The organism is Prevotella sp. kh1p2 (genome assembly GCF_900111525.1).
Classification (GTDB): domain Bacteria; phylum Bacteroidota; class Bacteroidia; order Bacteroidales; family Bacteroidaceae; genus Prevotella.
In genome coordinates this window covers 187,813-198,320 of the sequence record NZ_FOHY01000001.1, presented here as the reverse complement: position 1 = coordinate 198,320, position 10,508 = coordinate 187,813, and the positions used below count along the sequence as shown (strand labels likewise).

The 10,508-nt window shown below is 56.1% G+C and carries 10 protein-coding genes; 6 read left to right on the top strand and 4 right to left on the bottom strand.

Annotated features, from left to right (window positions below; genetic code table 11):
- Positions 1-193 precede the first annotated feature (193 nt).
- A complete protein-coding gene (locus BMW31_RS00855; RefSeq protein ID WP_091819914.1) occupies positions 194-1,207 on the top strand; it encodes a class II fructose-bisphosphate aldolase in 1,014 nt (337 codons plus the stop codon).
- 658 nt (positions 1,208-1,865) lie between these two features.
- Here the strand turns inward: BMW31_RS00855 and BMW31_RS00850 are convergent.
- A complete protein-coding gene (locus tag BMW31_RS00850) occupies positions 1,866-2,915 on the bottom strand; it encodes a DUF4831 family protein (protein ID WP_091819911.1) in 1,050 nt (349 codons plus the stop codon).
- 18 nt (positions 2,916-2,933) lie between these two features.
- Positions 2,934-4,451, bottom strand: a complete 1,518-nt coding sequence (locus BMW31_RS00845) for an NAD(P)H-hydrate dehydratase (protein WP_091819908.1) — start codon at positions 4,449-4,451, stop codon at positions 2,934-2,936.
- Positions 4,452-4,542: 91 nt separating this feature from the next.
- Between BMW31_RS00845 and hpt the strand changes: the two genes are divergently transcribed.
- The 5 genes from hpt (at position 4,543) to BMW31_RS00820 (ending at position 8,889) form a co-directional block, all read left to right on the top strand.
- Positions 4,543-5,082, top strand: a complete 540-nt coding sequence (gene hpt / locus BMW31_RS00840; RefSeq protein ID WP_091819905.1) for a hypoxanthine phosphoribosyltransferase — start codon at positions 4,543-4,545, stop codon at positions 5,080-5,082.
- A gap of 23 nt (positions 5,083-5,105) precedes the next feature.
- On the top strand, positions 5,106-5,678 hold the full coding sequence (locus tag BMW31_RS00835) for an adenylate kinase (protein ID WP_091819902.1): 573 nt from the start codon (positions 5,106-5,108) through the stop codon (positions 5,676-5,678).
- Positions 5,679-5,777: 99 nt separating this feature from the next.
- The gene (gene obgE / locus BMW31_RS00830) at positions 5,778-6,956 is read left to right on the top strand and encodes a GTPase ObgE (protein WP_091819900.1); all 1,179 of its coding nucleotides are present in this window, start codon (positions 5,778-5,780) and stop codon (positions 6,954-6,956) included.
- Positions 6,953-7,732, top strand: coding sequence for a peptidoglycan editing factor PgeF (pgeF, locus tag BMW31_RS00825; RefSeq protein ID WP_091819898.1), 780 nt, complete (start codon positions 6,953-6,955; stop codon positions 7,730-7,732). Before obgE ends, pgeF begins: the two co-directional genes overlap by 4 nt.
- Before the next feature lie 23 nt (positions 7,733-7,755).
- A complete protein-coding gene (locus tag BMW31_RS00820; RefSeq protein ID WP_091819897.1) occupies positions 7,756-8,889 on the top strand; it encodes a M23 family metallopeptidase in 1,134 nt (377 codons plus the stop codon).
- 152 nt (positions 8,890-9,041) lie between these two features.
- Here BMW31_RS00820 and BMW31_RS00815 read toward each other — a convergent pair whose 3' ends face one another.
- Together BMW31_RS00815 and BMW31_RS00810 are read right to left on the bottom strand one after the other, a co-directional pair.
- The gene (locus BMW31_RS00815; RefSeq protein WP_091819894.1) at positions 9,042-9,239 is read right to left on the bottom strand and encodes a hypothetical protein; all 198 of its coding nucleotides are present in this window, start codon (positions 9,237-9,239) and stop codon (positions 9,042-9,044) included.
- A gap of 40 nt (positions 9,240-9,279) precedes the next feature.
- Positions 9,280-10,461, bottom strand: coding sequence for a phosphoribosylaminoimidazolecarboxamide formyltransferase (locus BMW31_RS00810; RefSeq protein WP_091819892.1), 1,182 nt, complete (start codon positions 10,459-10,461; stop codon positions 9,280-9,282).
- Between the last annotated feature and the right edge of the window lie 47 nt (positions 10,462-10,508).

Genomic DNA, 10,508 nt, shown 5'->3' with positions numbered 1-10,508 from the left:
AACGGCCGTTCGGCTTTTGCAACATAAAATTGGCAAATCGTCTCTTCATAGCTTCCAATTAAGGGAATATTATCTTTTTTAACCTCAACATAACACTAAAAAGCGGCGTATCGTTTTGTTAACTCAAATTAAAAGCGTAATTTTGCAATGAGATAAACAAGAGATTTATTCATTTTTTAAACATATCAACATTATGGCAGTTAGTTATAAGACATTAGGTCTCGTGAATACACGCGAGATGTTCAAGAGAGCCATCAACGGCGGTTACGCTATTCCCGCATTCAACTTCAACAATCTGGAGCAGCTGCAGGCCATCATCAAGGCCTCGTCAGAGCTCAAGTCGCCGGTCATCCTGCAGGTTTCAAAGGGTGCCCGCAAATATGCAAACCAGACGCTCCTGCGCTATCTGGCCGAAGGAGCTGTAGAATACGCCAAGGAACTGGGCTGCAACCACCCCGAGATAGTGCTCCATCTGGACCACGGAGACAGCTTCGAGCTCTGCAAGAGCTGCGTTGACATGGGCTTCTCATCAGTGATGATTGACGGTTCCGCACTCCCTTACGAGGAGAACATCGCCCTTACCAAGCAGGTGGTTGACTACGCTCACCAGTTTGACGTAACCGTTGAAGGCGAGCTCGGCGTGCTGGCAGGTGTTGAGGACGAGGTTGTTGCCGAGGAGTCTCACTACACCAAGCCCGAAGAGGTGGTTGACTTTGCTACCCGCACTGGCGTTGATTCGCTGGCCATCTCTATCGGTACATCGCACGGAGCCTACAAGTTCAAGCCCGAGCAGTGCACCCGCGACCCGAAGACAGGCCGCCTGGTTCCTCCTCCATTGGCTTTCGACGTACTCGAGGGCGTAGAGAAGGAGCTTCCTGGATTCCCCATCGTGCTCCACGGCTCTTCATCAGTACCGCAGGAGTATGTAGACATCATCAACGCCAACGGCGGCAAGCTGCCTAACGCAGTAGGCATTCCCGAGGAGCAGCTCCGCAAGGCAGCCAAGAGCGCCGTATGCAAGATTAACATCGACTCTGACTCTCGCCTGGCCTTCACGGCAGGTGTACGCCAGACGTTCGTGGAGCATCCCGACTATTTCGACCCCCGTCAGTATTGCGGCAAGGCACGTGAATACATGGAGGACCTGTACAAGCACAAGATTACCGACGTGCTTGGCTCCAACGACAAGCTCGCTAATCTCGACTAACCGGGCAGTAGCAGCTTGAACGTAACGATTACGTTAAGCACATACATAATTGAATTGAAAAGAAGCGGGACCGACACATGTGCGGCTCCCGCTTTTTGTTTGCCCCTCGGCTACCATTGAGAAACGCAGCTGCAGAGTGTGAGGAACGCAGTCGCAGAGCGTGAGAAACACAGCCGCAGAGTGTGAGAAACGCAGTCGCAAGCCAGTTCTTTCACCCCTCCTGCACACCGTCGCGGAAGCCCCATACAGTCGGCGTTCCGCAAACATGCCCTCTTCAAGCCCCTTGAAGGGCATCTTCAAGCTCCTTGACCGATAGCTTCAAGCCTCTTGACCTATAGCTTTTACAAACCAGGTGATATGAGAAAGGAATTTTCGCCATCATCCGCACGCCCTCAAGTCACCCCCCTTCGCCGCCAAGTTAATCGTTACCGCCGCCCAAAAAGCATAAAAAAAGACGGGTAACCATTGTCCGCCAATCCCTTTATATCATCCAAGTAAGGATGTTTCTTTTCCAATTCTCTTCCCTTAGAAACCTGTTTTTATCCCTGTTCTCAGCCTTTATCAGTCACAAGAAAAATGTCCACAGCCGACTTTCCCCTCCTTCGGAGGGGTCGGGGAAGGTTTACTCCCCCTCCTTCGGAGGGGGTAGGGGGGAGGTCTATTTTACGTTCTCCACCTCTATCTTCTCAATACTACCCGTTACGGGGTATAGCAGCAGCTTGCTTGTCTGTTTCTTTCCAAAGAGTTCGGCGCTCATGTTCTCCATTTTGCCGAACTGTCCCGCCAGCACTTCATATTGCTCCACGGGCTGCTCCTCCTTGTAGAGCGTTACCTCAATCTTGTCGGGCACGTTCACGTTAAGGCCGAAGTCGTCCTTTGCTTTCTTCTCCTCCTTGGCCGTGGGGGCAGGAGTAGGCACGTTGTTGGCCCGCTTCACGCTGATATAATAAGGTGAGCCGCCGAGGTCGTCGGTATCAGTGAGGCCCAGCTTGTTGGAGAACCGGAAGAAGAGTTGCCTGTCCGTCTCGGCCGTTGGCGTGAAGTTGAGCACCACCTCCGTTGTGTCCTTGACGCTGGTACCCTCGAATGTCTGCATTAAGGCAGCCTCCTGCTGGTTCAGACTGTTCATCATGATGCGCAGTTGTTCGCCGTCTTTGGGCATGAACTCTGCCTGCCCCTTGACCAGCATGCTGCGGTTTTCGCGCACGTCGTAAATCTCCTGCGCCGTGAGTTCGGCCATCTTGGCGGTGCTGCCGGCCGTGAGGATGTCCTCGTTCATGAAGTCGCGGGGGTTGGGCAGCGCCTTCTTGCGGCCCGGCACGAAGGGAGCAGGCAGCTCCTGGCGGTGCCCTTTGGCGTTGATGGCCAGCAGGATGCCGTTCTCGTCGCGGTCAATGTTGCTGATGCTGAGCTTCTTTTCAAGGTCGAGTGTGAACTGCTTGGCCGAGTCGGGCACGCCTACGGGCACCATCCGGGTGCTCACGATGCGGTAACTCTGGCCGGGTTGCAGCTGCACGTTGCCCGTTTTCATGTAGCGGTCGGCGTAGATGGCGAACTGCCCGGGCGTGTAGGTGGTCTTCTCTATCAGCAGGGTGAAGCGCAAGGCCGTCTTGGGCAGGTAGTACGAAGTGCCGTTGACAGGCTGCTGGGCGCATGCGGGAAGCGCTGTGCCGGCGGCAATCAGGATGCTGAGCATTAGTTTTTTCATATCTTGAGTGCTGTGTTGTTAGTCGTTGAGTCGCTTGAATGCCTGTGGCAAATGGTCTATGATGTCGCTTGCTATGAGGCTCTCCTGGCCTGTGGTCTGTGCGGCAATGTCGCCGGCCGAGCCGTGCAGGTACATGCCCAGCATGCAGGCTTCGGGCTGCTTGTAGCCGCGGGCAAGCAGGGCGGTGATGATGCCGGTGAGCACATCACCGCTGCCGGCCGTTGCCATGCCTGCATTGCCGGTGGGGTTGAAGACGATGTGGCCGTCGGGCAGGCAGAGTGCAGAGCAGTGACCCTTGAGAATAATGTAGGCGTGCAGGTGTTCGGCCATCTCCCGAGCTTTGATGAGCCGCTCGTAACAGCCGCTGCTGGCGGCGCCGGCCAGGCGGTCGAACTCCTTGGGGTGGGGCGTCATGACGATGCCTGTGGGCAGTTGCTGGAGCCAGGCGCGGTGGTTGGCCAGTATGTTCAGTGCATCGGCATCGAGCACAACGGGGCACTGCGCGCGGCGTATCTGCGCTATCAGGGCTATGGCCGTGTTCTCCTGGCGGCCCAGACCGGGACCTATGCCAATGGCATCGAAGTCTTCCGCGTCTACTGCCTCGGAGAAGTAAGTCTCTTCGTGGTCCATCTGCAGCACGGCTTCCGGTGCCGAGAGCTGCATGATTTCGTAGTTGCGCTTGGGCGTGTGCACGGTTACCTTGCCGGCACCGGTGCGCAGGCAGGCCCTCGTGGCCAGTATGGCAGCTCCCGCCATGCCGTAACTGCCGGCAATGATGAGCGCATGGCCCATGGTTCCTTTATGTGCAAAGGGGCTCCGGGGGAGCAGCATGGGGCGCAGGTCGGACTCTTCGAGGATGCGGTACTGTGCCTCCGTGGCGTTGATGTACTCGGGACTGAGCCTGATGTCGAGCACCTTCAGCTGGCCTATGTACTGCTGGTTGTCGGCCATCAGCATGGCGAGCTTCTTCTGTTGGAGGGTGAGCGTGAGGTCGGCCCGTATGATGTTGGAGTGGATGTTGTAGGTGTTGTCCTCCGTCATGAGCCCCGACGGGATGTCGATGGCAACCACTTTGGCGGGGCTCTGGTTAACGTATTTCACTAAAGAGGCGAACCCTCCGGCCAGCGGTTTGTTGAGTCCGGAGCCGAAGAGGCCGTCAACAACCAGCGTGTCGGCATCCAGTTTGGGCGGATCGAAGTTGAGTGAAATCTCCGTGAAGGCCTTGATGCGCTTGCTCTCGGCCACGCGCCGGCGGTTGGCTTCGCACTCCTCGGAGAGGTGGTTGTGGATGTTGAAGAGATAGACCGATACCTGGTAGTTCTGTTCGGCAAGCATGCGGGCCACTGCCAGCGCATCGCCGCCGTTGTTGCCCGGTCCGGCAAAGACCACTACGGGCGTGCGTTCGGACCATGTCTCGGTAATGGCGCGGGTGAGCGCCTTGGCTGCACGCTCCATTAAATCAATGCTTTTGATGGGTTCGTGCTCTATAGTATATCTGTCGAGCTCATGAATTTGAGCACTTGTAAAAATCTTCATAACTCTGCAAAAATACAAAATTAATGCTAATCAGTGACCATCGTTTGCCATATTTTTAGTAATTTTGCTCCAAATTATCTAAAAACAAGCGATGAGTGTAGTTAAAATCAAGGACAAGACGTTCAAGACGTTCATCCCTGAAGAGGAGATTCTGCAGCGCGTGAAGGCCGTTGCAGAGAAAATAAACCAAGACATGGAGGGCAAGAATCCTCTGTTTCTGGCAGTTCTGAACGGTTCTTTCATGTTCGCGGCCGACCTGATGCGCTTCATAACAATACCGAGTGAGATTTCCTTTGTGAAGCTGGCATCCTATCAAGGCACCACCTCAACGGGCAAAATCAAGGAGGTCATAGGGCTCAACGAGGACCTGCACGACCGCACGGTCATCATTGTAGAGGATATCGTAGACACGGGCGCCACGATGAAACAGATGATAGAGTCGCTCGGCACACGTGGCCCCAAGAGCGTGCACATCTGCTCGCTGCTCGTCAAGCCGGGCAAACTGCAGGTTCCGCTCAACATAGAATACGCGGCAATGAACATCCCCAATGATTTCATAGTGGGCTACGGGCTCGACTACGACCAGCAGGGGCGCAACCTGCGGGATATCTACACGCTCGTGAAAGATTAATTTTTTCAATACAAAACATAAAGATGAAGAATATTGTTATTTTCGGTGCACCCGGTTCAGGCAAAGGTACGCAGAGCGACAAGCTGATAGCCAAGTACGGCTTTGAGCATATCTCTACCGGCGACGTGCTGCGAAACGAGATGAAAAACGGCACCGAACTCGGTAAAACTGCAAAGGGTTACATAGACAACGGGCAGCTTATTCCCGACGAGTTGATGGTCGATATCCTGGCCAGTGTTTACGACAGCTTCGGCAAGGAACATAAAGGCGTAATCTTCGACGGCTTCCCCCGCACCATTCCACAGGCCGAGGCACTCAAGCAGATGCTTGCAGCGCGTGGCCACAAGGTGGCTGCCATGATAGAGCTCGACGTGCCCGAAGAGGAGCTGATGAAGCGTCTCATCCTGCGCGGACAGCAGAGCGGCCGCAGCGACGACAACGAGGAAACCATCAAGAAGCGCCTCGACGTTTACCACAGCCAGACCGCTCCGCTCATTGAGTGGTACGACAAGGAAGGCATCCGCCACCACATTGTTGGCTTCGGCGAGCTCGACCGCATCTTCGGCGATATCTGCAAGGTAATAGACAACCTATAAACAAAGACATTACAGCGAAAGAATGGGAAAATGAAAGATTCCTTTCTGACCGGAAGAATCTTCATTTTTTCATTCTTTCTTTTTAAAGATACAGAGGCAATGGCAGATTCCAACTTCGTTGATTACGTAAAGATTTACTGCCGCTCGGGCAAGGGCGGCCGAGGCTCCATGCACCTGCGCCACGTGAAGTACCAGCCTAACGGAGGCCCGGATGGCGGCGACGGCGGCCATGGTGGCAGCATCTATCTTCGCGGCAACCATAATTATTGGACTTTGCTGCACCTGAAATACCAGCGACATGTATTCGCCGAGCACGGCGGTAACGGCGGACGAGACAAGTGCCACGGTACCGATGGCAAGGATATGTACATAGACGTGCCCTGCGGTACGGTGGTGTACAATGCCGAAACGGGCAAGTACGTGTGCGATGTCACCTACGACGGGCAGACGGTTCTGCTGCTCAAGGGCGGCCGGGGAGGCTTGGGCAACTTCCAGTTCCGCTCCGCAACCAACCAGGCTCCACGCTATGCGCAGCCTGGTGAGCCGATGGAAGAGATGACAATCATCCTGGAACTCAAGCTGCTGGCCGACGTCGGCCTGGTGGGATTTCCCAATGCAGGCAAGTCGACGTTGCTTTCGTCGCTCTCCAGCGCGCGCCCCAAGATAGCCAACTATCCCTTTACAACGCTCGAACCGTCGCTGGGAATAGTGGGATATCACGACAACAAGTCGTTCGTCATGGCCGACATTCCGGGCATTATCGAAGGAGCAAGCGAGGGAAAAGGCCTCGGCTTGCGCTTCCTGCGCCACATCGAGCGCAACTCGTTGCTGCTGTTCATGGTGCCGGGCGATACCGACGACATCAAGAAAGAGTACGAGGTGCTGCTCAACGAGCTGCGGCAATTCAACCCCGACATGCTCGACAAGCACCGCGTTCTGGCCGTTACCAAGTGCGACTTGCTGGATGAAGAGCTCATCGAGATGCTTCGTGACACGCTGCCTGCCGACCTCCCCGTGGTCTTCATCTCTGCAGTAACGGGACAGGGGCTCAACGAACTCAAGGATATACTATGGAAGGAGCTGAACAGCGAGAGCAATAAACTGCAGGAAATAACGGCCGAGGACACCCTCGTACACCGTGACAAGGACATGAGCAGCTTCCGGGCAGAGATGCAGGATGAGGGCGAGGACGGCGACGTTGAGTTCATGGATGCCGACGAGTTGGAAGATGTTGAAGACCTGGAGGATTTTGAATACGATGACGACGCGACGTTATGACCCCACCGGTACTGATACATTACGATATAGGTAACGGCGTAACGGCCTTCAGCACCACCCGCCGCGGCGGTGCGAGCAAGGGTAACTACGGCACGTTTAACATCAATCCTTACTGCGGAGACGATGAGGCGGCCGTGGCGGAGAACCGCAGGCTGCTGGCTGCAGAGCTTGGCATCGGTGCCGATAGCATCGTGCTGCCCCGCCAGACGCACGGAGCAGAGCTGCGGCTCATTGGTTCAGAGTTCTTTACCTTGGGCTCCGGCGTTCGGGAAATGTTGCTCGACGGCGTAGATGGCGTGCTGACCAGCCTGTCGGGCGTGTGCATCGGCGTTTCAACTGCCGACTGCATTCCCGTTCTCCTGTACGATGCAGCGCACAAAGCCTGCTGCGCCGTGCATGCCGGATGGCGCGGAACAGTGCAACGAGTGGCCATGAAGGCGGTGGCCGAGATGCGTGCCGCCTTTGGCACCGACCCCGCCCGGCTGCGTGCCGTGATAGGTCCGGGCATTTCGGAGGCTAACTTTGAAGTGGGCCAGGAGGTGTACGACCGGTTTGCCGAAGCTGGTTTTGACATGGCGCAGATAGCCGTCAGACATGGCAAATGGCACATCAATCTGCCCGAGTGCAATCGTTTGCAGCTGATGCAGGCAGGCGTCAGCCCCGACAACATACAGCAGTCGGGCGTGTGCACCTACTCTCATTGCGATGAATACTTCTCGGCTCGCCGCCTTGGCAGTGCTTCCGGCCGCATCTTCACCGCCATTATGCTACGATAACAGTTACCCAGAAAACTTGATGAATGAACCGTAAATTCAGATATATCCTTACTCCGTTGTTGCTTGTCACGGCGCTTTCGGCCTTTGCACCGTCAAAAGACAAGTTCACGCCTGCCGAAATGCAGCAGATTAGTATAGAAACCCCAGGTCTCTTTGCGGCGTCCGATGCTTTCACGGTCGACTTCACCGGCGTGAGCAAGTCTGATTTCTCATTCCCCCTTCCGGTTGGAAAGGCGACGCCGTCTGCCGGCAATTCCGAGCTTGAAATCAGCACCAAGGAGGGCGATGCCGTAAAAGCAATGTTCGACGGCGTGGTCCGTCTGTCGCGTAACATTCCCGCTTTTGGCAACGTTATCGTGCTGCGGCACGCCAACGGGCTGGAGACCGTGTACGGTGAAAACGCCCAGAACATGGTCAAGGTGGGGCAGGAGGTGAAGGCCGGACAAACCGTTGCCATCGTTGGCGGCCGCAACGGCCGCAGCTACTGCCGCTTTGCCATCATGGTGAACGGGCGCCGCATCAATCCCGAAACCATACTCGACATTCGCCGCCACAGCTTCAAGAAGCAGCTGTTGCTCATCGAGAAGCGCGGCGCACGTATCGAAGTAAACACCCGCAGCGGCGAGAAAGCGAAGACCGGACGCAGCCTCGACCCCGACCGGGAGAGCGACCCGTTCCTGCAGAGCGTCACTTTCAAGCTGAACCTGGAAGAAATAGAGCAGGAGCACTGGGCCTATCCGCTGCCCGGGAGTCACGTTATCAGCCCCTACGGAGGCAAGCGCCACCACGGCGGAGTGGACATCAAGACAAAGCCGAACGACAAGATTTTGGCTGCCTTCGACGGCGTGGTGACCCGTGCCTGCGCGTATTTCGGCTACGGTAACTGCATCGTCATCCGCCATGCCTACGGTTTCGAGACGCTCTACAGCCACCAGTCGCGCAACTTTGTGAAGGTGGGCCAGCGGGTAAAAGCCGGCCAGGTGATAGGCCTCACGGGCCGAACGGGCCGCGCCACTACGGAGCATCTGCATTTTGAGACCCACTTCCGCGGCCGCCGCTTCAACCCCGCCGTTCTCTTCGACCATATCGGCAAGAAGCTGCAAGCCGTCACCCTGACGCTCAGCAAGAGCGGAATGGTGAGCTCGAAGAGGAACTGAGCCGGCGTGTGACAGCTGTCGAATGATTGTGCGACACTTGTCACACGATTGTGCGACACCTGTCAAAAGTTCCCGGAACATGCTTCCAAGACCTTCTTCCACAGCTAACAAAACCCAAAAGGGATGCCCGCCACGTGGTGAGCATCCCTTTCTTATTTTTTCTTCTTGTGCCTGTTGGCGCGCTGTTCGCGGTATTTAGCCTTCTGGCGGGCACTGCCCGAGCCGTGGGCTCCGGTAATGTACTTCTTCTTGCGGGCCTTGGTCTTGACCTTGTCGTCGGCCTTTCCGCCTCCGGCAGATGAGCCTTTGAAAACCAGTCCGCCTTCAATGATTTCGTCGATGTCCGTCATTTTCTTCTTTCTTTAGTTGTTGCTGCAGGCTGCGCAGGCGTTAGTGGTGGAAGAGGCGCACGCCCGTCATGGCCATGGCAATGTTGTATTTGTCGCAAGTCTCGATGACATTGTCGTCGCGAATGGAGCCTCCGGCCTGGGCGATGTACTGCACCCCGCTCTTATGGGCGCGCTCTATGTTGTCGCCAAAGGGGAAGAAAGCGTCGCTGCCCAGAGCTACGCCCGTGTTGCGGGCTATCCACGCCTTCTTTTCTTCGGGCGTGAAAGGCTCCGGCTTCTCCGTGAAGAAGTTCTGCCAGGTGCCCTCGCGCAGCACGTCCTCACACTCGTCGCTGATGTAAACGTCGATGGTGTTGTCTCTGTCGGCGCGCCGGATGCCCGGTTTAAAGGGCAGATTCATGACCCGGGGCGACTGGCGCAGCCACCAGATGTCGGCCTTGTTGCCGGCCAGTCGGGTGCAGTGTATGCGGCTCTGCTGTCCTGCACCGATGCCGATGGCCTGCCCGTCCTTGGCGTAACATACGGAGTTGCTCTGCGTGTACTTCAGGGTGATGAGGGCGATAACCAGGTCGCGCATGGCTGCCTGCGGTATTTTCTTGTTTTGGGTGGGCCTGTTGGTAAACAGGTCGGGGTCATCAAGCCTCACGTTGTTGCGTCCCTGCTCGAAACTGATGCCGAACACCTGCTTACATTCAATGGGTGCGGGGCGGTAGTTGGGGTCTATTTTGATGACGTTGTAGGTTCCCTTGCGTTTATTTTGCAGTATTTGGAGGGCTTCAGGGGTATAATCCGGGGCTATCACGCCGTCACTTACTTCGCGTTTGATGAGTGTTGCCGTGGCTGCATCGCAGGTATCACTCAGTGCAACGAAGTCGCCGTAGGAGCACATGCGGTCGGCTCCGCGGGCACGGGCATAGGCGCAGGCCAGCGGAGTGAGAGGTATCTCCACGTCGTCTGTGAAGTATATCTTGCTCAGCGTGTCGCTCAGAGGCAGCCCGATGGCAGCTCCGGCGGGCGATACGTGCTTGAACGAGGCTGCTGCAGGCACTCCGGTGGCGGCCTTGAGCTCGCTTACGAGCTGCCAGCTGTTGAGCGCGTCGAGGAAGTTAATGTAGCCCGGGCGGCCGTTGAGCACTTCGATGGGGAGTTCGCCTTCGGTCATGAAGATACGCGAAGGCTTCTGGTTGGGATTGCATCCGTACTTTAATGCTAATTCTTTCATAAGGGGCGAAATTGTTTTCTTTGTGCAAAAGTAATATTTTTAGCCGA